This window comes from Methyloceanibacter superfactus (genome assembly GCF_001723305.1).
GTDB lineage: Bacteria > Pseudomonadota > Alphaproteobacteria > Rhizobiales > Methyloligellaceae > Methyloceanibacter > Methyloceanibacter superfactus.
Genome location: NZ_LPWF01000002.1, coordinates 25,520 through 48,970, shown reverse-complemented (window position 1 = coordinate 48,970; position 23,451 = coordinate 25,520). Strand labels below are relative to the sequence as shown.

Here is a 23,451-nt window from a genome sequence, read left to right as displayed (position 1 = left end):
GTCTAGGCCGACTTCCGCTTCGGGGTCCGCGCCGTCTTCTTGGCGGCCGCGCGCGGGGCGGCCTTCTTGCCGCCAGACTTGGACTGAGCGCCCTTGCCCTGCTGCACACTCTTCTTCAGCGCGTCCATGATGTTGATGACCTTGGCGCCGCCGGGCTCCTCGGTGACGATGTCGGGCGCGCGGTCCTCGAGCTTGGCCTGGATCAGTTCCTTGACCGCTTCCACATACTCGTCCTTGAACTGCTCAGGCTCGAACTTGCCGGCCTTGCGCGTCACCAGCTCCTTGGCGAGATCGAGCGCTTCCTTATCGACCTTGACCGTCGGGATGTCGTCGAACAGCACGTCGGCGGGGCGGATCTCATTGGCGTGGCGCAGCACCTCCAGCAGCAGGCCCTTCTCGAACGGCTTGATGGCGACGATGTTGCCGTGGCCGCGCAGGATGAACTGGCCAACGCCGATCTTCTTGGTCTCTTTCAGCGCCTTTTGGATGATGACATAGCCCTCGTCGGCCATGTCGCCGTCGGGCATCAGATAATAGGGCGTCTGGAAATAGCGGTCGTCGATGGCGTCCTCGTCCACGAAACGGACGAGCTCGATGGTCTGCTTCGATTCCAGCTTGAGATCGTCGATCTCCTTGGGATCGATCAGGACGTATTTGCCCTTCTCGTACTCATAGCCCTTGGTGATCTCTTCGTTCTCGACGGGGCCGACGCCCGGCGCCACCTTTTGATAGCGGATGCGCTTGCCCGACGGCTCGTGGATCTGGTGAAAAGCGATGCCCCGCTCCGAGTTCGTCGCGGGATAGAGCCTGACCGGGATATTGACCAACGACAGCCGCAAATGGCCGGTCCAGAAAGCGCGGGGTGCCATGCGCCTTAACTCCTCGGAAACGCGTAGAGCCGGTCCGGCACCCGGAAAAAGGGGCCAGACAGGACAAACGGCGCCCAGGCCCCTTGTGTTCCGGTCGGATTTTGCGTTCCTGGCGGAATTCGGGAGGTCCGGGCTCAGCCCCCGATCATATATCCATTTTTCTTAAGCATACGTTCGAGGGCTTCCGGAAACGTCACCTTCTGCGTTTCGCCCGGGCATTCGCCGGTCTCGCCATCAAGCTCTTGATCGCAGATCTCGAGGCCCCAATCCGTGTTGCGGTCGTAATATTGCTTCATCAGGGCCCAGGCTTCCTTGCCTTCGCCGAGCCTGATCTTTTGGGCCACGTAGCCCGCCAGGAAGCCGTTCACCTCCTGCTCCGGAACGCCCAGGATCATATTCTTGAGCCAGGCGCGTGCGCCGGCTTGAAGCGCGGCTCGGCGCTGACGTCCTTGACCTTGCCGTCCTCGAATCCCAGCACTTGGAGCGGCGCTTCCGAGCAGGCGTAGCAGGCGAAGGCGTAGAGGAAGGCATTGTCGCGGGTCTCGAACTCGTGAGTGCCGTCGCCGTCGAGATCGACCGACAGCATCGGCCCGCCGTCGAACTCACCCACATCCACCGTCCGCCATTCCGAGCCGTCCTTGTTGCCGGCGATGACATGGGTCACCGAGCAGCAATGGGCGCCGCCGGTGAAGAAGGACACGATCACTTCCGGATAGGGCGTGCTGGCATCGAGCTGCGCGATCTGCACGCTCACCGGCGGATCAGAGAAGCCAGCGCTGTCGCCTTGCAGTCTGGCCACCACACGGGGACCGGCGGGGACTTGGGCCTCGGCCGTCTCGGCCGGCGCATCGGCAGGCTTCCCGGTCGGTTTCTGATCTGTGTCAGTCTCGTCGCCGAGATCGCCCGCATCGGGAGTCTGACCGCCGGGATCGGAGCCTTCACCGCTCGCCGGGCCTCCGGCATCCGCCGCCGCCGGGGGCGCCGGCGGATTGGGATCGTCGAAATACACGGTCACCACGGGCGCGCGATACACCCGCTCGCCGATCCCGGTCTCATCGGGCAGCATCGCCTCTTCCGGAATATCCTCGACAGGCGGGAGGTCCTCGCCGTCAGCCTCCTCGCCGGGGACCACCTCGGGCGCCATCTCGTCCGCGTCGCCGGGAAGCTCAGTGGGGTGCGGTGCCTTTACCTCCTCCGGGTCGACCTCCACATAGGTGAGCGTGACCCGTAGCGGCCCGAGCGAAATTTCCTCGTCGAGCGGCGGCAGGCCGTCCTCGCCGCCGCCGACCACGATGGTCGGCGAGCTGTCGACCATCCCGGTTTCGGGAGCTTCGAGATATTTGCCGTCGGCCTTCTTGACCGCCGCGCCGAGGGACGCTTCGGCAGCTTCGGCGGCGGCGACGCCGGCAAGGAGGCCGAACAGCGCCAGCAGGGGGAGACGCGGGGAACCAAATGAAAACATACGCAAACACTTCCTTGATACGAGTCGTCGGAGCCACGGGCCCAAAATCAGTCTAACGCGGCCCGGCGGCAGCGCCCAAACGCGCGACGGCGTGACGGTTACCGGCGCCACGCGCCGCATCCACTTGCAGAATCGCGTGTTAGGTGATTGCTTGCCGGCGCGGCTGGCTTCTGGCGCATTGGGCACCCAGAAAATGGCATTGGATGGACATGAACGTGAGTGACGACAGATCGAAGCCGCTGGCTCCGGCCGCCGTCATCACCGGAGCCACGCAAGGCATCGGACGCGCGCTGGCCAACGAGTTCGCCAAGACGGGCCACACGCTGCTCCTCGTCGCCCGCACCGAAGCGACGCTCGCCACGGCGGCGCGCGAGGTCTCGGCGCAATACAACGTTCCGGTCCACACTGTCGCGTGCGACCTGTCCACGGCTGAGGGCTGCGAGCGCGTCGTCGAGGCGCTGCGCGAGAAGGGGCTCTATGCCGAGTCCCTCGTCAACAACGCCGCCATCATGATCGCCGGATTCTTCCAGGAGCAGGACCCGGCGACGCTGCTCAAGATCGTCGATCTCAACATCCGCGCGGCGGTCGATCTGACGCGCCGTCTCCTTCCCGACATGCTGGCGCGGGACAAGGGGGGCGTGCTGAACGTTGCCTCGGTCGAAGGCTTCATGCCCGTGCCGTATCAGGCCACCTATGCCGCGACCAAGGCCTTCATGATCTCTTGGAGCCGGGCGCTGGCCTGGGAGGTATTCGGCACCAATGTGCGCATCTGCGTCGTCACGCCCGGTCCGATCGAAACCACGATGCACGAGAAGGCGGGCGCCGAATATTCGCGCTACATGGTCTTTCTCCCGCGCATGACTCCGGACGAAATGGCCGCCACCGCCTATCGGCGCTTCATGCGCGGCAATTGGGTGATCATCGAAGGCTGGATCAACCGCATCATCGCCAACGGCGTGCGTTTCGTGCCGGGGGTCATGCTCATTCCGGCGGTCGGCTGGTTCTTCCGCGTGCGCGATGCGCAAGGCAATCTGCAATGGCCCAAGGGCTGGAAACCGCCCGGCTCCGAGCCCAAGTCGAAGACCTAGAAGGGAGCGACGCCGCGACAGCTCTGCCAAGCCCCAGATGGGCACACGATCCCGGTTACGCATCCCCAAGAGCCAAACACCGTATGAATGTAAAGCGCGATTTCGTGGGCGGGGATAAGGTTTTGGCTAAGCCATCCGCGCAGCGGTGGGCTGGACGACGATTGAACCCTTGTCGCCGGTGACAATCTCGTCGTCGGCAAGTTTGAAGTTCTCCAGCGACACGGTGTGGAAGCGCTCGAAATAATCCTTCAGCGGCCTTTCGATGGAGCGATCGTAGTCGGGGCGGGCCACATGGGTCGCGCCTTGCACCACCTTCACCACCTTGCCGTTCTTGACGATCAGCTCGCCGTTCTTGAACACCAGCTCGGGTGTAGCGAACATCGCCTCGCGGTCTTTGTTGTCCTTGTAGACGGTGATGTCGCCGGCGGCGCCCGCGCCCAAATGCCCGCGATCCTTGAGGCCCAGGCTCCGTGCCGGGCCGGCGCGCGTCAGGATGGCGATCTCGTCGAGCGTGTATTCACGCTTGAGAGAAGGCAGAATGCTCTGCGATTGCGCGTCCGCGTTGAGCTTCTGGAACATCTCGTCACGAAAGCTCTTGTCCATGAGCAGCCGGATCAGATGCGGGTAGGTGTAGAACGGCGCGCCGTTCGGATGATCGGTGGTGAGGAAGAGGCGCCACGGGTCCTCAAACAATAAGAAGGTCTCCAGCCCTATCGTCCATTGCAGCGCGTTGACGAAGCTCTTGTCTCTGTAGCGCATGGGCACCACCCCGCAGCCCGCGTCGCATTCGATATCCATGGTCACGGGCTTCTTCGGGTGCGCGCTCTTGCCGATGGCATACTGGCGCATGCTGTCACCCGACGCCGTGCAGGTCTGGCCGAACAGGACCTGGCCTACATCGATGGAGATGTTCGGCGTCTTGTTGAGAAGCTCGACAATCTGCGGCGCGCCGGAAGAGAATTTGCGATCTCCCTCTGTGCCGTAGGAATGGAACTGGATGTGGGTGAGGTGGATGGGCAGGCCATCCGCCGCGCGGATGGTGTCGAGCGTGGTCTCCATGTTGCCGGGCACGCCTAGATTGCAGCCGTGGATATGAAGCGGATGGGTGACGCCGAGCTCTTTCAGCGCGCGCGCCAGATTGAGAATGATCTGCCGCGGCGTCACGCCGTAATAAGCATGCTCCTCATCGAGATCGAGCTTGCGCTGGTTGAACTTGAAGGCGCTGATGCCGCCGGGATTGACCACTTTGACCGCGATGGCTTGCGCCGCGTGCATGGTCCAGGCGACGTAATCCTTGATGGCCTCGAAATCCTTCTTCTCCGAGAGCTGGCGCAGGAAGAAGTCGTCGCTGCCCAGCATGGCGAAGGCGCCTTTGTCGACCATGGGTGTGTCGCCCATCTCCATATGCGCCTGGCGCGCATTGGCCGGCAGCATGGCCGGCTCGAAGCAGGCGGTGTAGCCCATCTCGGCATAACGGTAGCCGGTGAGATGGGTAGATGGCACGGCATGGCCGCAGCCGGCGCGTGTCAGCTCGGTGCGGGCGACGGGATCGCCCTGATGGTCCTCAGGCAGCAGCATGCGGGCGATGGTCATCTTGCCGCCGCCGATATGGGTATGTGGATCGATGGCGCCGGCCATGACCACCTTGCCGCGGATGTCGTAGGTCTGATCGGGCCGGGCGTCAGGCACGCCAGCCAGGATCTTGCCGTCCTCCACGTAGATGTCGCGGAGTTCGCCCGACACCTTGTTGGCAGGATCGTAGACTTTGCCACCCGTCAATTTGATCAGCATGGAAGACTCCAGACCCAAAGTGCGGCTTCGATGCCCGAGAGCACGTCCGCGGCGGACGGCAGATCGCTGCGGCCGAGATTCTTCAGCGGCAAGGACACCACGGCATCGACGCGGATCAGCCGGCCGGCATGGTCGACCCCCGGTGTGCCGATGGGAATGAAGACTTCGGTCGACTGGGGCAGCTTGATGCCGGGCGTGCCGAGCACGATGGCCGGGAGCTTGGTCGCAGGCGGCGCAAGCTCCGGCGAATAGGAGGAGGTCCAGACCAGCAGATCGCCCTCGCCCGCCTCAAGCATGCGAGCGATCGAATAGCGATAGGGATCGAACTCCGGCGCACCGCTCGCATAGCTGACCCGTAAGGGATAGCCGCTCTGCCAAGTGGCGACGGACGCCGCAGTGGTGGCGCCCTCCGCACCACCAAGCGGCAGTCCCGCGAACCGGGAGGTCGTATTGAGGTCCTTCACGAGCCCGGCAATCTGATCGACGGACATCTCGCCGTGCGGCACGTCGAAGGCGGCGGGCGCCCAGACCACAACGCCGTATTTCGCCTCGCGACAGAGCTCGGCGAGCGCATCGATGTCAGCGAGCTTCACCCCGCCGATGTCGAGCTTGTCCAAACTGAAGCCGCGCAGCCGCGCGCGGAGCGCGCCGATGACCTCGCCAGCCTGGTCGGGCTTGCAGGGAAGCGTCACCACCTTGCCAACGCTTGCTTTCCGCGCCGCTTGGTCGAGCCCCTTGCCGATGATGACGACGGTGCGTTTCTTCGCCGTGACACCGAACATCGACTCTTTGGGCGCGACGATCCGCTCGAAAAAGCGCTGATGCAGCGCCGCGACGTCGGTGCCGGCGATGATGATGAGATCGGCGCGGTTACGCGTCTCGGTCAAGGTCGACAAAGTCCAGCCCACGGACTGAAGCACTTTGAAATTGCGGTACTGCGCTTCGCTCAAGGCGTGGTCAACGACGCCGCCCGAGCGTTCGGCAAGCGCCATGGCCGCGCGCATGCCTTCGACATCGGTGGCCAGCCCGCCATAGAGCGGCAACGCCGACTTGCCGATCAAATCGGCCGCGGCCGCGACGGCCTCGCTGAGCGGCACATCCCTGCCTCGCACCTGCGGACTGGCGGCCGGGAGCTTGCGCTCGAAGCCTGCGACAGCACGGCCGCAACCGGCTTTGCGAACCTTGAGCCCATCGGCGTTGCGCTCAACCGAGAGGTCGTCGCAGATCATGCCGCAAAACGGGCATGCGACGCTCTCGAACAACTCTGAAGTCGCGGTCATGTGGCGGGATCCCCTTCCGAGGCTGAGCAAGTATGCACAGCACGCGACGGGAAACAACTCGTCTGGTTGTGAGAGGACTTAAAGACAAACGCAGCGCGCCGTCCGCGGCCCAGCTGCGCGCCTTGGACAGTACAAATGCGGGTGTCCGCCTTGCCGTTGTCTGTGTAGCGCCGCTTGGCTTCTTTTATCCCGCGTGCCCGCCGGGCGAGGGCAGCGTTGGCGGCGCGTGCTGTCCGCCGAAAATAGTTGGTAGGCAGATTGGTTCAGGCCAAAGAAGCCTACTTTTTTTAACAATATCAGAGTGGAATGGTGGAGCCGGACGGGATCGAACCGACGACCTCAGCAGTGCGATTGCTGCGCTCTCCCAACTGAGCTACGGCCCCAGACAGCCCGCATTTAGGGAGCGGCCTCCATGCCTGTCAAGCGAGGGGGCGGGCGGACCGCGTCATTCGGGCGCAAGCCGGAATTCGGCAACCGAAAAGACGAGGGGCGCGCCCGACTTTTTGCCCGGGATGGCTAACCAACGGGCCTGCCAAGACTTGCCCTTGGCGGGGCGTCTCCGCTACATGGTGGCCGGGCCGCGTGCGGAGGGGCCTTTTCATGGTGCCTTTGATCGGATTCATCGTACTCGTCATCGACCTGTATATCTGGGTCATCATCGCGGGCGCGATCTTGAGCTGGTTGATCGCCTTCAACGTGGTGAACACCAGCAATCGCTTCGTCTACACCCTCGCCGACATGCTCTACCGGGTGACGGAGCCGGCCTTGCGGCCGATTCGCAGCATCCTGCCCAATCTCGGCGGCATCGACATCTCGCCGGTGATTCTGATCCTGTTCCTCCTGTTCATTCGCGACGTGGTGCTGCTCGGCTGGATCCTGCCGGCCTTCCTCTAGCCGGGTGGGTCTGCGCCTCAATGTCCGCCACACCGCCACGGGCGTGCTGGTCCCTGTGCGGCTGACGCCGAAATCCGGGCGCGACGAGGTCGTGGGCGTCGAGGACTTCGGCAGCGAAGCGGTGCTGAAGGCGCGCGTGCGGGCGGTGCCAGAGAATGGCCGCGCCAACCAGAGCCTCGAAAAGCTCATCGCCAAATGGCTAGGGCTGCCGCCGTCCGCGGTGAAGGTCGCCCAAGGCGGCAAGTCCCGCCTGAAGCAAGTCGCCATCGACGGCGCGCCGGATGCGCTGACCGAAGCGATCGAGAGCAGCGTTGCCGCGCTGCGCGCGGGCTAGCGCTTCCAGCCTTCGCCGGTGCTATTTCTTCTGCGGTTTTTCATGCGGCGGCTGATCGCCGGTCGAAAGATCGAGGACATTCTCCGACTGAGCGGCCGGTCCGGTCGTGCTGCCGCTGGCCCTGCCGATGTCGTGGTGCCGCTGGACCCGGCCGACGTAGTCGTGCCACTTGCGCCCGCAGAGCCGAGCTGGTCCTTGTCCGTCAGGATCTTGATGTTTTCAGAGGTCGTAGCACCTTCCTTCTTACCCATGACGATCTCCTCCATTGGGGTTGGCGAAGATCGGCATAGCCAAGTTTGGCGAGACCGCTCTGATTCAGATCAGCTTCTCGCCCCGCCGGCGATCTCCTTGGCGATGGCAAGCGCCGCCGCGCGCGGATCGAGGGCGCGGGTGATGGGCCGTCCCACCACGAGATAATCGCGCCCGATTCGACGGCGGTCTTCGGCGTTACCACGCGCGCCTGGTCCTGGGCGTCCGTGCCTTCCTGGCGGATGCCGGGCGTGACGATCAGGAAATTGCGCAAGCGCTCGCGCAAGGCCGCCGCCTCCTTGCCCGAGGCGACAATGCCGTCGAAGCCGGCGTCTTGCGACAGCCGCGCGCGCTCTTGCACGAGCGCCAGCGGCGGCATCTCGATCCCTTGTTGCGAGAGGTCCGCGCGGTCGAGATTGGTGAGCACGGTGACGCCGAGCAGCTTCAGCCCGCTGTCGCCCCGGCCGCGCACCGCCGCATCGAGCGTCTTGCGGTCGGTCGCATGCACGGTGAGGAAATGCGCGCCCGTCTTGGCGATCGCCGCCGTCGCCCGCTCCACCGTCGCCTCGATGTCGAGGAGCTTGGCGTCGAGGAACACGCGCTTGCCGTCGTCGACGAGCGCGCGCGCCAGCGTCAACCCGCCGGCGAAGATGAGCTCCAGCCCGATCTTGTAGACGCCGACGCTGTCGCCGAGCTTGGCGATGAGATCGCGCGCCTCATCGAGGTCGGGCACATCTAACGCGACGATGATCCGGTCCTTGGGGTTGAGGGTCGGGGCTTGTTGGCTCATGAGGCGAATTTCCTTGCGGCAACGGCGAGCGCTTCGATCACGCTGGCGAACATCTTCTGCTGGTTCTCGTCTTTCAGGCTGCCGTCCGCCTCGAAGGCCTGGCTGGCGCGGGGCAGCGCCATCTGCTGCGGGATGACGGTGGCGCCGAGGCCGACTTCAAGGATCTGCCGCAAGGTGAGCAGGCTCCGCATGGCGCCGTAATAGCCGGGCGAGGCGCCCGAGATGGCGAACACACGGGTCTTGTATACGTCCTCCGCGGACTTCACGCGGCTTACCCAGTCGAGCGTGTTCTTCAGCAGCGGTGGGATGGAGGCGTTGTATTCGGGCGTCACGATCAGCACGCCGTCATACGCCTCCAGCAGCGCCTTGAAGGCGAGGGCCCGATCCGGCACGCCTTGGTCGTCTTCCAGGTCGCCGTGATAGATCGGCATGTGATAGTCGGCCAGGTCCGCGAACACCGCCTCGATGCCGTTGGCCGCCGCGATCTGCTGACCGAGCTGGGCGAGCTTCTTGTTGTGCGACCCCTCCCGGGCGCTACCGGCAAAAAACAACAATCGCATGCAAATCTCCTGCTTCGCGCGTCAAGCGCCGTCGTTGTTTCCGTCCTCGCCCTTATTGAACACATGACGCAAGGGCACGGTTGCGGCGGCCGCGAGCGGCGTTGCGAGCGCCAAGCCGAGAAGTCCGAACACGGCGCCGAACACGAGCTGGTTCAGGATCACCATCGCCGGCGGCATCGACACTGCGCGCGCCTGGATCAGCGGCGTCAGCAGATAGCTCTCCAGGAACTGGACGCAGCAATAGAGACCGAGCGCCCACAGCGCCATGTTGAAGCTCTCGCCGCCGGCGACCAGAATGATCGGGATGGCGCCGATGATCGGTCCGAGATAGGGCAGGAAGCATGCGAGCCCGGCGAACAGCGCCAGCACGAAGGCGATCGGCACGCCGAGGATCAGCAGTCCGAGATAGGTGAAGCCGCCGGTCACCGACATGGTGATCGACTGGCCGATCAGCCAGCGGCGAAGCAGGTCGCCGGTCTCGTGAAGCAGGTCGATGAGCGTCTGCCGCTTGTCCTCCGGCGCGAGCCGCGACACCAGATTGACGTAGGTATGCGGATCGGCGGCGAGATACACGCCGAAGAACAGCACGATCAGCCCGGCGCTGAACAAGCCGAACACGGACATGGCGACCGAGGTCGCGCCGGTGGCGATACCCCACTGGCTCATGAAATTTCCGAGGACCTGAACCAAGTCGATCTTCTCGAGGAACGCGGTCCGGTCGACGAAGCTCGCGAGCTGGGAGGTGAGCATGGTCGCCCCGGTGGCGATGCTTTGCGCCAACAGCGCCACCTGGGTCCCGAGCGTCGGTCCCGCGGTCCATCCGGCAAGGACGAGGCCGCCCAGAATGGCGAGCGCCACCACGCCAAGCATCAGCATGCGCGGCAGGCCGGTGAGTTCGGCAAGCGCTCGGCTCGCGCCATAGAGCACGATGGCGAGCAGGATGCCGGCGAAGGTGAGCAGGATCGCCGTCTGCGCGTACCAGAGGACGAATGCGAGTGCGACGACCGCAAGGGCGCCGGCCGTGGCCTTGGCCGCCCGCGCGGTGACCTTGGGCTCGTGGAAGTCGGGCGACTTCGCCGGGCTGTTTTTGGCAGGATCGCCGGGCATCGTCATCTCGCTTGAGGCGCGCGAAGAGCTGATGCGGGACGGGCGCGCGGGGCGGAAGGATCGCCCCAATGTACGTCAAAGGGGCCGAGAAGGGATAGGCGCTACTCGCCGATACCCTCGAAGAACTCCTTTACCCGGGCAAAAAAGCCGGCCGAATCCGGGCTCGTATTCGGATTGGAGGCCTCCTCGAAGGCCTTGAGCAGATCGCGCTGCTTGCGCGACAGGTTCTTCGGCGTCTCGACCTCCACCTGAATATAGAGGTCGCCTTGCTGCTTGGAGCGCAGCACCGGCATGCCTTTGGCTTTGAGGCGGAATTGCTTGCCGCTTTCGCTGCCCTCCGGGATCTTCACCCGGCTGCGGCCGCCGTCGATGGTCGGCACCTCGATCTGCCCGCCAAGCGCCGCCGTCGTCATCGAGATCGGCACGCGGCAGAACAGATCCGCGCCGTCGCGTTGGAAGAACTCATGCGGCTTGATCGATAGGAAGATGTAGAGGTCGCCCGGCGGGCCGCCGCGCACACCGGCCTCGCCTTCGCCGGCGAGCCTGATACGGGTGCCGTCTTCGACGCCAACGGGAATCGTCACCGACAGCGTGCGCTCGCGCATCACGCGCCCCGCGCCGTTGCAGGACGGGCAAGGGGTCTCGATCGTCTCGCCCGCGCCCTGACAGCTGGGACAGGTCCGCTCGATGGTGAAGAAGCCTTGGCTCGCCCGCACCTTGCCGATGCCGCCGCAGGTGCGGCACGACGTGGGGGACGTGCCCGTCTTGGCGCCCGAGCCGGAGCAATCGTCGCAGGTGACGGACGTGGGCACGCGGATCTGCGCCGTCTTGCCCTGATAGGCTTCGCGGAGCTCGATCTCCATGTTGTAGCGCAGATCGGCCCCGCGCTCGCGCGCCGAGCGCTGCCGCGGCCGGCGCTGCCCCATGAACTCGCCGAACAGATCGTCGAACATGGCCGACATCGAGGCCGAGAAGTCCGCGCCGAAATTATGCGCGCCCGGGCCCATGCCGCCGCCGTCGAAGGCCGCATGGCCGAAGCGGTCATAGGCCGCCCGGCGCTGCGGGTCCTTCAGCGCCTCGTAGGCTTCGTTGGCTTCCTTGAAGCGCTGCTCGGCGGTGGGGTCGCCGTTGCACGTGTCGGGGTGGCATTCCTTGGCGAGACGGCGGAAGGCCGATTTGATGTCGCCTTCGCCGGCGCCGCGATCAACGCCCAGTATGTCGTAGTAGCACCGTTTTGCCATCACCCCTCCGGACCTTCACACCGCCGAACCGCTCGCGGCGGCGGCGCACAAGCCTCTTGTTGGGCGTCAGGCGGAACCCTCCGAAGAGGGCTCCGCGCCAATTTCTTACACTAGGCCGATTTCTTGTCGTCGTCGTCTTTGACTTCTTCGAAGTCGACATCGACCACTTTCTCGTCGGAGCCGCCGGCATCGGCCGACGGACCGGCCTCGCCCTCGGCGCCGGCGGCGCCTTGGCTTGCGTTATACATCGCCTCGCCGAGCTTCATGGAGGCCTGTGCCACCTCGTCGACCTTCTGCTTGATGGCTTCCACGTCCTCGCCCTCGGTGGCGGTCTTGAGCTCGGCGACAGCGGCTTCCACCGCCGCCTTGTCCTCGGCCGAAACCTTGTCGCCGAAGTCCTTCAGCATCTTGTCGGTCGAATGGACGAGGGCCTCGGCCTGATTGCGGACCTCGACCAGTTCGCGGCGCTTCTTGTCGTCCTCGGCATGGCTCTCGGCTTCCTGCACCATGCGATCGATATCGGCGTCGGTCAGGCCACCGGACGCCTGGATGCGGATCGACTGCTCCTTGCCCGTGGCCTTGTCGGAAGCCGACACGTTGACGATGCCGTTGGCGTCGATGTCGAAGGTAACCTCGATCTGCGGCACGCCGCGCGGCGCCGGCGGAATGCCGACGAGATCGAACTGACCGAGCATCTTGTTGTCGGCCGCCATCTCGCGCTCGCCCTGGAAGACGCGGATGGTCACCGCGTTCTGATTGTCTTCCGCGGTCGAGAACACCTGGCTCTTCTTCGTCGGGATGGTGGTGTTGCGGTCGATCAGACGGGTGAACACGCCACCCAAGGTCTCGATGCCGAGCGACAGCGGCGTCACGTCGAGCAGCAGAACGTCCTTGACGTCGCCCTGTAGCACGCCGGCCTGAATGGCGGCGCCGATGGCCACCACCTCGTCCGGGTTCACGCCCTTATGGGGCTCCTTGCCGAAGAAGGTCTTCACCGTCTCGACCACTTTCGGCATGCGGGTCATGCCGCCGACGAGGATCACCTCGCTGATTTCGGCGGGCTTGAGCCCGGCGTCCTTGAGCGCCGCCTGGCACGGGCCGATGGTCTTCTGGATCAGATCGTCGACCAGGCTCTCGAGCTTCGCCCGCGTGAGCTTCATGGTCAGATGCTTCGGGACCGATGCATCGGCGGTGATGAAGGGCAGGTTGATCTCGGTCTGCTGCGTCGAGGACAGCTCGATCTTCGCCTTCTCGGCGGCCTCCTTCAGACGCTGCAGCGCCAGCTTGTCGGAGCGCAGGTCGATACCGTTCTCTTTCTTGAACTCGTCGGCGAGGTAATCGACGATACGCATGTCGAAGTCTTCGCCGCCGAGGAAGGTGTCGCCGTTGGTCGACTTCACCTCGAACACGCCGTCGCCGATCTCGAGCACCGAGACGTCGAAGGTGCCGCCGCCCAAGTCATAGACGGCGATGGTCTGGCCCTCTTTCTTCTCGAGCCCATAGGACAGCGCCGCGGCGGTCGGCTCGTTGATGATGCGGAGCACTTCGAGGCCCGCAATCTTGCCGGCATCCTTGGTCGCTTGGCGCTGGGCGTCGTTGAAATAGGCGGGGACGGTGATGACGGCCTGCTCGACCGTCTGGCCGAGATAGGACTCAGCCGTCTCTTTCATCTTCTGCAGAATGTAGGCGGAGATCTGCGACGGCGAATATTTCTTGCCGTGGGACTCGACCCAGGCGTCGCCGTTGTCGGCCTTGACCAGCTGGTAGGGGACCAGTTTTTGGTCCTTCGCCACCGTGGGATCTTCCCACCGGCGGCCGATCAGGCGCTTGATGGCGAAGAAGGTATTCTCGGGATTGGTGACGGCTTGGCGTTTGGCAGGCAGTCCTACGAGGACTTCGCCGTCGTCGGTGAACGCCACCATGGACGGCGTCGTGCGCATGCCCTCAGCATTCTCGATAACCTTGGGGTTCTTCCCCTCCATGACCGCGACACAGGAGTTGGTCGTGCCGAGATCGATTCCGATTACTTTCGCCATTGCGAGCCTCTCTTTCTGGCAAACCGTCCGGGCCCTATCGAGGCACCCGGGATCATCTCACGCGCTTCGCATTTCGATTGGCGCGGGTCGGTCCCCATCGTTTCGCCGCACCCGCCGACTGAACCCGGCGGCGCTCCGCGGTTATATAGGTGGCAACCCTATGGCCCGCAAGGAGAAGCGGGTCGCGCACAAGCGTCCGAAAATGAGAATTCACGGCACGCGCTTCCACGCTCCGATGAGGATTGGCGTCAGGCAGTAATAGCGCCCATCGGCGGCGGCCTCGGCCATGTCCCGTTTGAATGCCTCGGCTCTTGCCGTATCGGCGATACCAAGTTCGGCAGCTGAGGCGAAAAGTCCTTGGTAAACGCCGATTAGCATTGCCGCCATCTGACCAAGCGGAATGTATTTGACCTCCGCCAGCGTGCCGCTGGGGGCGCCGATTCCGGCCGCTTCGAACTGCGCCGGAAGCTGGCGCCCGGCCCTCAGATTGCGCCCGTGCCCTCTGAACACGCCTTCGAACAGGCGGTTGAACTCGCCCATGGCGGGACAGAGCGGCTCGACGGCGATCGCCCCGAAGTCGAACTCTTGCGCCGCCACCACGCCGCCCGGCTTGGTCCAGGCGAGCATTTTCTCCAGCACCGCGACCGGGTCCTGCATATGCATGAGGAACAGCCGGCAATAGGTGAGATCGAACGGACCGCCGGGGACCGCCGCTGCCTGAAGCATGTCGGCCTCCACATGGGCGAATTCGGCGCCGCCTTGGGCCTTCAGATCGGCCAGCGCCTGGGCGCCCAACTTTCCGTCGATCTCGAGACCCGTGACATGGCCCGATGCGCCGACCCGGTCCGCCATCAGCCGCATCACCGAGCCCGGGCCCGAGCCCACGTCCAGGCAGGTCATGCCGGGGCCGAGCCCGGCCCGATCGAGTAGGGCCTCGGTGGCGCCCTGCCACATGGCCGCCTGGTCACGCAGGCGCTGATACTCGTCAGCATCGCGCGTGTGGATATAGCCGTCAGGATTGCTGGTCTGCGGGTTTCCCATGCATCCTCGTCAAAGGGGTCCTCATGCGGCGCCGATGCGCTATGACGCGGGACCGTAGGACAGCACTGAGGCGGAGCAAAGATCGGGTGACATATTATCCGCAACAGCTCGACCCGGGCGCGCAAAGCATCCTGCTGGGGGAGATTCGGCGGATCATCGCCCAAGCGCCGCTCTACACGCCGACCATGCCGCGCTCGGGCAAGCCGATGTCGGTGCGCATGACCAATGCCGGCCCGCTCGGCTGGGTCACCGACAAGGAGCGCGGCTACCGCTACCAGACCACCCATCCGGTGACAGGAGAGCCCTGGCCGGCCATCCCGCCAATGCTCCTCGCCTTGTGGAACGAAGTGGCCGGCTACCCGCATCCGCCGGAAGCTTGCCTCATCAATTACTATGGGGGCGCCGCCAAGATGGGGCTGCATCAGGACCGGGACGAGGCGGATTTCGATGCCCCGGTGCTGTCGGTGTCGCTCGGAGACACCGGCATCTTCCGCGTCGGCGGCACCACCCGCAAAAGTCCGACGCAAAAATTCGAGCTGAAGTCCGGGGATGTGTTCGTGCTGGGTGGCGAAGACCGGCTCGCCTTTCACGGCATCGACCGGGTGCTTCCCGGCACCTCGAACCTTCTCGATGAAGGCGGCCGCTTCAACCTCACTTTGCGGCGGGTGACCAGGCTAGGTTGAGCTTAAACCTGCTCTAGTCCCCGCCGGCCGGGAAGTCGTCATTGGCCGGGCCGCCTGGACCGAAGCCGTTGCCGGGCTTGGCTTGCGGTGCCGGCTTGGCGCCGCCCTTGGACACGGCCACCAGCGCCGGGCGCAAGCAGCGGTCGCCGATCATGTAGCCGGCCTGCATCACTTCGACCACGGTGCCTTCCGGCACGTCGGTGTTCGGCACCTCGTACATGGCCTGCTGCGAGTTCGGGTCGAAGCGCTGGCCCGAGGGGCTCGAGGCTGGTGACGCATGGCGCTCCATCATGTTGAGCAGCTCGCGCTCGGTGAGTTCGACCCCTTCGAGGAAGCTCTTGAGCGCCGGGTCCTGGGCTGCGGCATCGGCCGGCACGTGCTCGATCACCCGCTTGAGATTGTCGCCAATGGTCAGCACGTCACGGGCGAAATTGGAGATGGCGTAGCGCGCCGTGTCGGCCTTCTCGCGCTCGGTGCGGCGGCGCAGGTTTTCCATGTCGGCCATGGTGCGCAGCAGCTTGTCGCGCATGTCGGCGTTCTCGGCGAGCAGCGTTTCGAGATCGGCGCCGACCTCGAGGCCTGCATCGTCGCTCATGTCTTGCGTCTCGGCCTTGGCGGACTCGGCAGCTTTCGCCTGATCCTCGTTGGCCTCACGCGGATCGTTGGTGTCGTCGGGCATGGTCTAGCCTCGGCGATTGGAGTTCAGTTGGGTTGTTCGGGGTATCAACCGTGAGCGGGCAAAAATCAAGGGACAAGGCACCGAACATGGGTGCCCCGCGCTCAAGGAACAAGCCGGCCGAGTAACCTTGCCGTGTAATCAACCATGGGGATGATGCGCCCATAGTTGAGGCGGGTCGGCCCGATGACGCCGAGCACGCCGACAATTCGCTGCTCGCTGTCCTCGAACGGCGACACGATGAGCGCCGAGCCCGACAGGGAGAACAGCTTGTTCTCCGAGCCGATGAAGATGCGCACGCCCTCGGCCCGTTCGGCCAGGCCGAGTAGCTGGATCAGGTCCTTCTTGGCGTCGAGATCCTCGAACAGATGCCGTACCCGCTCCAGATCCTCCATCGCCTTGACGTCTTCCAGGAGATGCGCCCGGCCGCACACGATCAGGCTCTGGCGGTCGTCGCCGTCGCCCGACCAGGTGGCGAGCCCGTCGGTGACCACGCTGGCTGTCAGCTCGTCGAGCTGCGCGCGCCGAGCCTCGATTTCGGCCTCGATGCGGGTGCGGGCCTCCGCCAACGTCAACCCGCCGATCCGCGCGTTGATATAGTTCGTCGCCTCGGTGAGCGACGACAGCGGCAGCCCTTCGGGAACCGAGACGATACGGTTCTCCACGTCGCCGTCCTCGCCGACCAGTACGGCGAGCGCCTTGCCTTGGCCGAGACTGACGAACTCCACTTGGCGGAGCCTCTTGCTCTGCTTCTCGGCCAGCACCACGCCGGCGCAGCGCGACAGTCCCGACAGCATCTCGCCGGCTTCCGCCAGGAAATCCTCGACGCCGCGCCGGCGCCCGCCGGCGACCATGCGGCTTTCGATCTCGTGACGCTCGGCCTCGGTGATGTCGCCGATCTCCAGCAGGCCGTCGACGAACAAGCGCAGGCCCGTCTGGGTCGGCAGCCGCCCGGCGCTCGTATGCGGTGCGTAGATGAGGCCGAGGCTCTCTAGGTCGGACATGACGTTGCGCACCGAGGCGGGCGACAGCGTCATCGGCAGGGCGCGGCTCAGATTGCGCGAGCCGACCGGCTCGCCGGTCTCCAGATATGTCTCGACGACACGCTTGAAGATCTCGCGCGACCGCTCGTTGAGCTGGCGCAAGCCCGCCGCGGCCTCGGCCGCAAGGATACCTTTGACGTCGGGATGACCCATGCCGGGGAACTTAGGAGCCGCCCCGGTCGCCGTCAAACGCGCTGAAACTTCTAGTTAAGGGGACCGAACTCCGGCGCCGCCGGCCCGTTCAACTCATCCGGCGCGCCGAAATGAGCGAAATAGCGGGTCTTGATCGCCTCGACCGGCATGACGACGAAGACGTCGGTGGTGCCGAATTGGTGATCGATGACGGCGCCGTCGCCGACAAAGGCGCCGACCCGCAAATAACCCTTGATCAAGGGCGGCAGGGCCTTGAGCGCGGCGCGCATGTCGACCGCTTCGCGCGGCATCATGTTCATATCGACGCGCAAGTGATCGTGCGCCCGCACCCGCCAGTCCTCTGGTGCCAGCGAGTTGTGATGGAGGAAGCTCAAGGCCAGCGCGTGCGCTTTGGGGTCCGTGCCCGGGAAGCTGGCGCAGCCGATCATCACGTCGGCGCTGTGCTCGCGCACATAAGACCAGACGCCCTGCCATAGAAGCTCGAGCGTGCGGCGGTTGCGATACGGCTTGAGCACGCAGGAACGGCCGAGCTCGATGAAGCTGTAATCCGGCTTGGCCTGGATCAGCGGCGCGATGTCGTATTCGCCTTGCGTGTAGAAGCCGTCATGCAGCTCAGCCACGTCTTGGCGCAGCACGCGATAGGTGCCGACCACCTGCGACCGGCGCCAGCGCCCCTGCTTGGCGGGATCGCCGCTGTCGACCACGAGAAGATGATCGAAGATCGGGTCGTAGGTGTCCTCGTCGCGCCGCGACAACAGGGCGAGCGCGCCGGGAACGGCCGACATCTCCTCGTAGAACACTTTGTAGCGAAGGCGTTGAGCGCGGCGAATCTCGCTCTTCTTGCGGGCGAGCCGCACTTCGAGCTGACCGATTCGGCCATAAACCTTGGGCGGCTGGAACCGGCCGCGAAGACCGGCAGCGGGGAATTTTCGCCGTCCCATGAACGGCAGACCGGCGCCTTGGCCGGGCTTGAACATCAGCCCTGGAAACATGGCCCCACCGCGAATTCTGCCCGTAAAGCGTCCCGACGTCGGCTTCATCGTCATGCAATAGCCCGCTTCGCAAATTGGGAGTAACGCGCCACGGGACTGCGCAGCCACCGACACAGCGCAATGCCTACGGTCGTCCCGATTCGGCCACAACGGTAGCCGGTTAGCAAACCAATTCGAAGTCTATGTGACAGCCTGGGGATAGCGAAGGAAACGGCCGCTTACGCCGTGGCGCTAGGCCGCGCCTGAGCCGGTCCGCCCGCCATGCGCCGCCCCGGCCCGCCAGCGGGCGAGCAGCGCGGCCAAATCCTGCTTCTCGAAGGGTTTGGCCAGATAGTCGTCGAGCCCGGCGGCGAGATATTCCGCCTTGTCCTCGGCGAAAGCGTTGGCGGTGAGCGCCACGATCGGTGGCCGGCCCGTACCGGCTTGCGCCGCCGCCGGGTAGAGGGCCCGGATCCGCTGCGCCGCCTCCACCCCGTCCATGTCGGGCATGTGGATATCCATCAGAATTACGTCGAAGCCACGGCCCGCCGCCGTCGGCGTGATCGTCGGCGGCCTTCGAGACCGCTTCGGCGCCGTCGCGGGCACGCACGACGCGGGCACCGGACTTCTCCAGGACCGTGGTGGCGAGCAGCGCGTTGATGTCGTTGTCCTCGGCGAGCAGGACGGCGAGCCCCGCGGCCGCGTCGGCGCCCAGGGGCAGGGGATGGAGCCGCAGCAAGCCGGTCTCCGCGGCAGGCTTGGTGTGCGCCGCGCCGGCGCCGTCGAAGAGTTGCGTCAAGGTCGACAGTGGCCGGAGCGGCCGCACCAGATAGCCGTTGAAGCCATGAGCGCGAAATCGCGGAAGGTTGCTACGTTCGCTCGGATCGATGATCACCACCGCTCTTGCCGTCGGCCGCTTGGATGAAGCGGGGCTCAGTAGGGGCAGCAATTGTCCGGCACCGGCCTCCACATTGGCTTTGTCGGTGAGAAGCGCGCTGAATGGCATGCCGTTCTCGGCGGCGTCCGCCGCCACCCGTGGGGCGTCCTTCGCTTTCACGCGGGCGACGCTGGCGCCCATGGCGACGAGAAGGTCGCCGACCAGAGCCGCCTCGATGGCTCCGTCGAGCACCAGCAGCACGCGCTCGCCCGCCTGTGGCCGCGGCCAGGCCTCGTCGACGCGCATGACGTGCGCCGGGGTGGCGAAGGGCAGGTCGACCGTGAAGGTCGCGCCGGCGCCGGGCACGCTGGTGACGTCGATGCGGCCGGCCATTTCCTCCACGAGCCGCTTGGAGATGGCGAGCCCCAGCCCGGTGCCGCCATGCCGCCGCGCCGGACCCTGCTCGCCTTGCTCGAACTCGGAGAAGATTCGCTCGATCGCCGTCGGCGGCACGCCGGGTCCGGTATCGCGCACCGCGAAGCGCAACACGGCCTTGCCGCCCTGCGGCTCGCCGGGTACGAGCCCGACCGTCAGGGCCACGCCGCCAAGGTCCGTGAACTTGATGGCGTTGCTCATGAGATTCATCAGGATCTGCCGCACGCGCATCTCATCGCCGATCACCGTCTTCGGCAGGTCGGGCGCGGCGTACCAGCCGATCTCCAGACCCTTGTCCCGGCCGCGTGGCGCCAAGAGCTCGACCACGCCTTGCGCCGCGTCGGCGATGTCGAACGGCGCCGAGCGCAGCTCGATCTTGCCAGCCTCGATCTGGAGAAGTCGAGCACTCGTCGATGAGCGACAGCAGCGTCGTCGCCGAGGTGGAGATGGCCCGCGCATAGGTGCGCTGCTCGGGCGACAGTTCGGTATCGAGCAGGAGCCCGGTCATGCCAAGGATGCCGTTCATCGGCGTCCTAATCTCGTGGCTCATGGAGGCGAGAAGCGCGACTTGGCGTGGCTCGCGGTCATCGCGTGGTCGCGCGCGTCCGCCAGCGCCAGCTCCGCGGCCCGCTGCTCGGTGATGTCGCGGCCAACGCTCTGGATCTCGCTGACGCCGCCGTCGTGGCCGGCCACGGCGAAGTCCTCCCACACGAACCAGCGGGGCCCGGCGGCGGTCGACAGCTCCACCACCCGGCTCTTCCGCTCGGAGCCGCCCTCGGGGAAGTCTTGCTCGTCGCGATCGTCGAGAACCGGGAGATGGAACACTTGCCCGAGCGCCGCCTCGCGCTCCATGCCGAAGGTCCGGCAGAAGGCGTCGTTGACGAAGGACAGCCGCTCGTCGCATCGCGGCGCAGGATGACGTCGCCTGATGGTCGAGCAGGTCGCGATAGCGCGTTTCGCGCTCACGCACCTCCCATTGCAGATCCTTGAGGGACTCAAGACTCGAGTCGAGACGCGACGCCAACTGCTCGAGCCGCGCATTGCCGGTCTCGGATTTGCGGTCAGCGAGAAAGGCGAGCATCACCACGCCGATGACCAGCGGCGACAGGACGAGCGTGGTGGTGAGGCCGAGCATGTAGGCGGAGAGCCCGATGAGGCCCACGCCGAGGACCGCAAGCGCCACCCGCAAGCCAATCCCGCCGGCGCAATCAGCGCCGAAGCTCTGCCGTATCTTACGCTGCACTGTTGACGCCGTTTGATTATCACCGGGGCTTTTGCCCTGGCGGTTTCATTGGCGCCAGAAGACCAGAGAAAGCTTGAAAAAGGCTTTAGCGGACGCGTTTTTGGCGGGTTTAGGCGGTTCAGGCCGCCGCTTGGGCCCGGCGCAAGGTCTCGCCGCGATAGCTCAAGGCCTCGGCCACATGGATGCGGGCGACTTTGTCCGCGCCGTCGAGGTCGGCCAGCGTGCGGGCGACGCGCAAGGTCCGGTGATAGCCGCGCGCGCTCAAGGACAGCGCACCCGCCGCATCGCGGAGCAGCCGGAGACCCTCGGCCCCGGGTGCGGCGATATCTTCCAGAAGTGCCCCGTCACAGTCCGAATTGGTGCGGATGCGCGGGAGGCCGAGTGCCGCGTAACGCGCGGTCTGCGCCTGCCGGGCTGCCGTGACTCGGGCCCGCACCGCGGCGCTGTCTTCGCTAGACTGCGGCAGGACGAGATCGGCGGCCGAGACGGCTGGCACTTCGATCTGCAGATCGATCCGGTCGAGCATGGGCCCCGAGATGCGCGCCTGATAGCGCTCGGCGCACCCCCGCCCCTGGCGGCACACATAGCCGGGCTCGCCCGCGTGGCCGCAACGGCACGGATTCATCGCGGCGATGAGCTGGATGCGCGAGGGGTAGGCGATGCGGTGATTGGCCCGCGCGATCACCGTCTCGCCGGTCTCGAGCGGCTGGCGCAATGCGTCGAGCACTTGCGGATTGAACTCGGGCAGTTCGTCGAGGAACAGCACGCCGAGATGGGCGAGCGCGGCTTCGCCCGGCCGGGGACGCGTGCCGCCGCCCACCAGCGCCGCCATGCTCGCCGAGTGATGCGGCGCGCGGAACGGCCGTGCCCGGCCGATGCGCCCGCCGGCAAGGTCGCCGGCGAGGCTGCGGATCATGCTCACCTCCAGCATCTCGGAGGGCTCGAGCGGCGGCAGGATGGAGGGCAGCCGCCGCGCCAGCATGGACTTGCCCGCGCCGGGCGGCGAGCAGCAGGTGATGACCGCCGGCGGCGGCCACTTCCAGCGCGCGCTTGGCCGTCTCCTGACCTTTGATGTCTCGAGATCCGGCATGGCCGCATCGCCGGGATCGGGGATGGGCTCGGGCCGCCGCAGACTCTGGAGGCCTTTGAAGTGGTTGATGAGCTGAAGCAGGTTGGTGGGCGCTAGGATCGGCATATCGGCCGCAGCCCAGGCCGCCTCCGCCCCGCACGCGCCCGGGCAGATTAGCCCTTTGCGCAGCGCATTCGCCCCGATGGCCGCAGGGAGCGCGCCGGCGACCGCGGCAATTGAGCCGTCAGCGCCATCGCCGAGCACGCAATAGCTCTCGATGGCGTCCGGCGCCACCGCGCCGATGGCCGCCATCACACCGAGCGCGATGGGCAGGTCGTAATGGCTGCCTTCCTTCGGCAGGTCGGCCGGCGCCAGATTGACGGTGATGCGTTTCGGCGGCAACGCGAGCCCGATGGCGTTGAGGGCCCCGCGCACCCGCTCGCGGCTCTCGGCCACCGCCTTGTCCGGCAGGCCGACAATGGTGAAGGCGGGCATGCCGGGGCTGATCTGGACTTGCACGTCCACGGCGCGCGCCTCGATGCCTTCAAAGGCGACCGTGGTGACCCGCGCGAACATGATGAAACCCCCCGTTTCCGGCCTCTGGCGAGTGTAGCCAAAGCCAGGGCGTCCAGCAAGAACAATAAGGGAACATCTATCGTGTCAGCAGATAGCCGGCGAGACAGCCGAGCAGCACGCCCAGCAGCACGATGTCGGCGATGCCGAAATGCATGAGCCAACGCGGCGGCTCGCGATAACGCGGCACGGCGCGCATCAGCATGAGCCCGCCATAGAAGATCCAGGAGAGCAGGAAGCCGATGGCGAACAGCACGCCCGACCCTTCGCGCCGACGGGAGCCATGACGGCGAGCATGAGCCAGATGCCGAGCGCCACATAGGCGAGATAGCCACGACCATCCACAGCGTCTTAATGAAGCCCGGCCGATCGTCACGCCATTGCTGCATGACCGCCGGAATATTGGCGATCATCACGGCGACGACGGCAATGAGAACGACCCAACTCTGCATGGCGTATGCTCGCCGAAATTGCACCGGGGCCGCTATTGTTGTTGGTTAGGGCGGCGTCGCGCAACTGAGCGATTCGCATCCGGACGCCGCTCCTTTCAGAGGTATCGCCCTTCAGAGGTATCGCCGCCATGACCAAGGACCCCCGCGTCCGCGCCTTCCTGATCAACTTCGCCGTCTACGTCGTTGTGGTCGCCCTGTTGGCGGCGCTCAATTTTTGGCGATCGCCGGACAATCTCTGGGTCATCTGGGTGGCGCTCGGCTGGGGCATCGGCGTGGCCGCGCACGGGCTCGCGCTTCTGCTCCGTAAGACGAACCGCCCCGAACGCGTATTCAGCGATCCCAAGGTGCGCGGCTTCGCCGTCCACCTCTTCGCCTATGTGGCGGTGATTGCGCTCCTTATCGTGGTCAATCTCATCACCACGCCCGACTCATGGTGGTGGTATTGGGTGGCGCTCGGTTGGGGCCTAGGCCTCGCGGCGAACGCCTGGGGCGTGTTCGGCCGGAAGCGTGCGCGTCCTGCTTGAACCTCGGCGC

24 protein-coding genes, 1 tRNA gene and 3 pseudogenes are annotated in these 23,451 nt (G+C 65.6%); 6 read left to right on the top strand and 22 right to left on the bottom strand.

The genetic code is table 11. The features are described 5' to 3' along the window. Positions 1 to 2: 2 nt before the first annotated feature. The 3 genes from ku to AUC69_RS00230 all read right to left on the bottom strand — a co-directional run bounded on the left by ku (position 3) and on the right by AUC69_RS00230 (position 2,331). Complete coding sequence (gene ku, locus AUC69_RS00240) at positions 3 to 869, bottom strand: non-homologous end joining protein Ku (protein WP_069440380.1); 867 nt, start codon at positions 867 to 869, stop codon at positions 3 to 5. 134 nt (positions 870 to 1,003) lie between these two features. Then, positions 1,004 to 1,264, bottom strand: a complete 261-nt coding sequence (locus tag AUC69_RS00235; protein ID WP_069440379.1) for a hypothetical protein — start codon at positions 1,262 to 1,264, stop codon at positions 1,004 to 1,006. Continuing rightward, positions 1,261 to 2,331, bottom strand: coding sequence for a hypothetical protein (locus tag AUC69_RS00230; RefSeq protein ID WP_069440378.1), 1,071 nt, complete (start codon positions 2,329 to 2,331; stop codon positions 1,261 to 1,263). The genes AUC69_RS00235 and AUC69_RS00230 overlap by 4 nt, the downstream gene beginning before the upstream one ends. Positions 2,332 to 2,546: 215 nt before the next feature. On the opposite strand from AUC69_RS00230, the gene AUC69_RS00225 reads away from it, so the two are divergent. Beyond that, a complete protein-coding gene (locus tag AUC69_RS00225; protein ID WP_158007963.1) occupies positions 2,547 to 3,419 on the top strand; it encodes an SDR family NAD(P)-dependent oxidoreductase in 873 nt (290 codons plus the stop codon). A gap of 126 nt (positions 3,420 to 3,545) precedes the next feature. Here AUC69_RS00225 and AUC69_RS00220 read toward each other — a convergent pair whose 3' ends face one another. The 3 genes from AUC69_RS00220 to AUC69_RS00210 form a co-directional block, all read right to left on the bottom strand. Further along, on the bottom strand, positions 3,546 to 5,210 hold the full coding sequence (locus tag AUC69_RS00220; protein ID WP_069440376.1) for a formylmethanofuran dehydrogenase subunit A: 1,665 nt from the start codon (positions 5,208 to 5,210) through the stop codon (positions 3,546 to 3,548). Then, complete coding sequence (locus AUC69_RS00215) at positions 5,204 to 6,490, bottom strand: formylmethanofuran dehydrogenase (RefSeq protein WP_069440375.1); 1,287 nt, start codon at positions 6,488 to 6,490, stop codon at positions 5,204 to 5,206. Before AUC69_RS00215 ends, AUC69_RS00220 begins: the two co-directional genes overlap by 7 nt. A gap of 307 nt (positions 6,491 to 6,797) precedes the next feature. Continuing rightward, positions 6,798 to 6,873 (bottom strand) — tRNA-Ala (locus tag AUC69_RS00210). Between the two features lie 217 nt (positions 6,874 to 7,090). Here AUC69_RS00210 and AUC69_RS00205 point away from each other — a divergent pair. After that, positions 7,091 to 7,384 carry a YggT family protein gene (locus tag AUC69_RS00205; RefSeq protein ID WP_069440374.1) on the top strand — a complete coding sequence of 98 codons (294 nt, stop codon included), beginning with the start codon at positions 7,091 to 7,093 and terminating at the stop codon, positions 7,382 to 7,384. A 4-nt stretch (positions 7,385 to 7,388) separates the two neighbouring features. After that, positions 7,389 to 7,718, top strand: a complete 330-nt coding sequence (locus AUC69_RS00200) for a DUF167 family protein (RefSeq protein WP_244500013.1) — start codon at positions 7,389 to 7,391, stop codon at positions 7,716 to 7,718. On the opposite strand, the gene AUC69_RS16745 is transcribed toward AUC69_RS00200, so the two are convergent. From AUC69_RS16745 to AUC69_RS00170, 7 genes and pseudogenes are all read right to left on the bottom strand, one after another. After that, a complete protein-coding gene (locus tag AUC69_RS16745; protein WP_141700502.1) occupies positions 7,715 to 7,984 on the bottom strand; it encodes a hypothetical protein in 270 nt (89 codons plus the stop codon). The two genes, AUC69_RS00200 and AUC69_RS16745, sit on opposite strands and share 4 nt — an antisense overlap. Before the next feature lie 54 nt (positions 7,985 to 8,038). Continuing rightward, positions 8,039 to 8,757: pseudogene (gene pyrF, locus AUC69_RS00195) on the bottom strand (orotidine-5'-phosphate decarboxylase). Then, entirely contained in the window at positions 8,754 to 9,317 is a 564-nt protein-coding gene (locus tag AUC69_RS00190) for an NADPH-dependent FMN reductase (protein ID WP_069440373.1), read from the bottom strand. The pseudogene pyrF and the gene AUC69_RS00190 overlap by 4 nt, the downstream one beginning before the upstream one ends. A 21-nt stretch (positions 9,318 to 9,338) precedes the next feature. Next, on the bottom strand, positions 9,339 to 10,424 hold the full coding sequence (locus AUC69_RS00185; protein WP_158007962.1) for an AI-2E family transporter: 1,086 nt from the start codon (positions 10,422 to 10,424) through the stop codon (positions 9,339 to 9,341). A 101-nt stretch (positions 10,425 to 10,525) separates the two neighbouring features. Further along, complete coding sequence (dnaJ, locus tag AUC69_RS00180) at positions 10,526 to 11,665, bottom strand: molecular chaperone DnaJ (protein WP_069440371.1); 1,140 nt, start codon at positions 11,663 to 11,665, stop codon at positions 10,526 to 10,528. Between the two features lie 110 nt (positions 11,666 to 11,775). Continuing rightward, the gene (dnaK, locus tag AUC69_RS00175) at positions 11,776 to 13,701 is read right to left on the bottom strand and encodes a molecular chaperone DnaK (protein ID WP_069440370.1); all 1,926 of its coding nucleotides are present in this window, start codon (positions 13,699 to 13,701) and stop codon (positions 11,776 to 11,778) included. Positions 13,702 to 13,911: 210 nt separating this feature from the next. Further along, positions 13,912 to 14,742, bottom strand: coding sequence for a methyltransferase domain-containing protein (locus AUC69_RS00170; protein ID WP_069440369.1), 831 nt, complete (start codon positions 14,740 to 14,742; stop codon positions 13,912 to 13,914). A gap of 86 nt (positions 14,743 to 14,828) precedes the next feature. On the opposite strand from AUC69_RS00170, the gene AUC69_RS00165 reads away from it, so the two are divergent. Then, complete coding sequence (locus AUC69_RS00165) at positions 14,829 to 15,425, top strand: alpha-ketoglutarate-dependent dioxygenase AlkB family protein (protein WP_069440368.1); 597 nt, start codon at positions 14,829 to 14,831, stop codon at positions 15,423 to 15,425. A gap of 13 nt (positions 15,426 to 15,438) precedes the next feature. Here the strand turns inward: AUC69_RS00165 and grpE are convergent, their stop codons facing one another. The 7 genes and pseudogenes from grpE to AUC69_RS17220 all read right to left on the bottom strand — a co-directional run bounded on the left by grpE (position 15,439) and on the right by AUC69_RS17220 (position 20,546). Next, the gene (gene grpE, locus AUC69_RS00160; RefSeq protein WP_069440367.1) at positions 15,439 to 16,104 is read right to left on the bottom strand and encodes a nucleotide exchange factor GrpE; all 666 of its coding nucleotides are present in this window, start codon (positions 16,102 to 16,104) and stop codon (positions 15,439 to 15,441) included. Positions 16,105 to 16,205: 101 nt separating this feature from the next. Beyond that, positions 16,206 to 17,297 carry a heat-inducible transcriptional repressor HrcA gene (gene hrcA / locus AUC69_RS00155; protein WP_069440366.1) on the bottom strand — a complete coding sequence of 364 codons (1,092 nt, stop codon included), beginning with the start codon at positions 17,295 to 17,297 and terminating at the stop codon, positions 16,206 to 16,208. A 50-nt stretch (positions 17,298 to 17,347) separates the two neighbouring features. Then, positions 17,348 to 18,238 carry a l-ornithine N(alpha)-acyltransferase gene (gene olsB, locus AUC69_RS00150; RefSeq protein ID WP_069440426.1) on the bottom strand — a complete coding sequence of 297 codons (891 nt, stop codon included), beginning with the start codon at positions 18,236 to 18,238 and terminating at the stop codon, positions 17,348 to 17,350. Between the two features lie 282 nt (positions 18,239 to 18,520). Beyond that, a complete protein-coding gene (locus AUC69_RS19520) occupies positions 18,521 to 18,769 on the bottom strand; it encodes a response regulator (RefSeq protein WP_425283493.1) in 249 nt (82 codons plus the stop codon). A gap of 709 nt (positions 18,770 to 19,478) precedes the next feature. Then, positions 19,479 to 19,811, bottom strand: a pseudogene (locus tag AUC69_RS19515) (ATP-binding protein); the annotation flags it as partial. A gap of 1 nt (position 19,812) precedes the next feature. Continuing rightward, the gene (locus AUC69_RS19510) at positions 19,813 to 20,088 is read right to left on the bottom strand and encodes a hypothetical protein (protein ID WP_425283492.1); all 276 of its coding nucleotides are present in this window, start codon (positions 20,086 to 20,088) and stop codon (positions 19,813 to 19,815) included. Positions 20,089 to 20,126: 38 nt separating this feature from the next. Continuing rightward, positions 20,127 to 20,546 (bottom strand): PAS domain-containing protein, encoded by a 420-nt coding sequence (locus AUC69_RS17220; RefSeq protein WP_069440364.1) that lies wholly within the window; start codon positions 20,544 to 20,546, stop codon positions 20,127 to 20,129. A 10-nt stretch (positions 20,547 to 20,556) separates the two neighbouring features. Here AUC69_RS17220 and AUC69_RS17215 point away from each other — a divergent pair, with 10 nt between their 5' ends. Next, entirely contained in the window at positions 20,557 to 20,829 is a 273-nt protein-coding gene (locus AUC69_RS17215; RefSeq protein ID WP_158007959.1) for a hypothetical protein, read from the top strand. 112 nt (positions 20,830 to 20,941) lie between these two features. Here AUC69_RS17215 and AUC69_RS00130 read toward each other — a convergent pair. Next, positions 20,942 to 22,468 (bottom strand): annotated as a pseudogene (locus AUC69_RS00130) (YifB family Mg chelatase-like AAA ATPase). A 76-nt stretch (positions 22,469 to 22,544) separates the two neighbouring features. Then, the gene (locus AUC69_RS17210; RefSeq protein WP_158007958.1) at positions 22,545 to 22,721 is read right to left on the bottom strand and encodes a hypothetical protein; all 177 of its coding nucleotides are present in this window, start codon (positions 22,719 to 22,721) and stop codon (positions 22,545 to 22,547) included. 324 nt (positions 22,722 to 23,045) lie between these two features. On the opposite strand from AUC69_RS17210, the gene AUC69_RS00125 reads away from it, so the two are divergent. Beyond that, entirely contained in the window at positions 23,046 to 23,441 is a 396-nt protein-coding gene (locus AUC69_RS00125) for a 2TM domain-containing protein (protein WP_069440362.1), read from the top strand. The last annotated feature ends 10 nt before the right edge of the window (positions 23,442 to 23,451 follow it).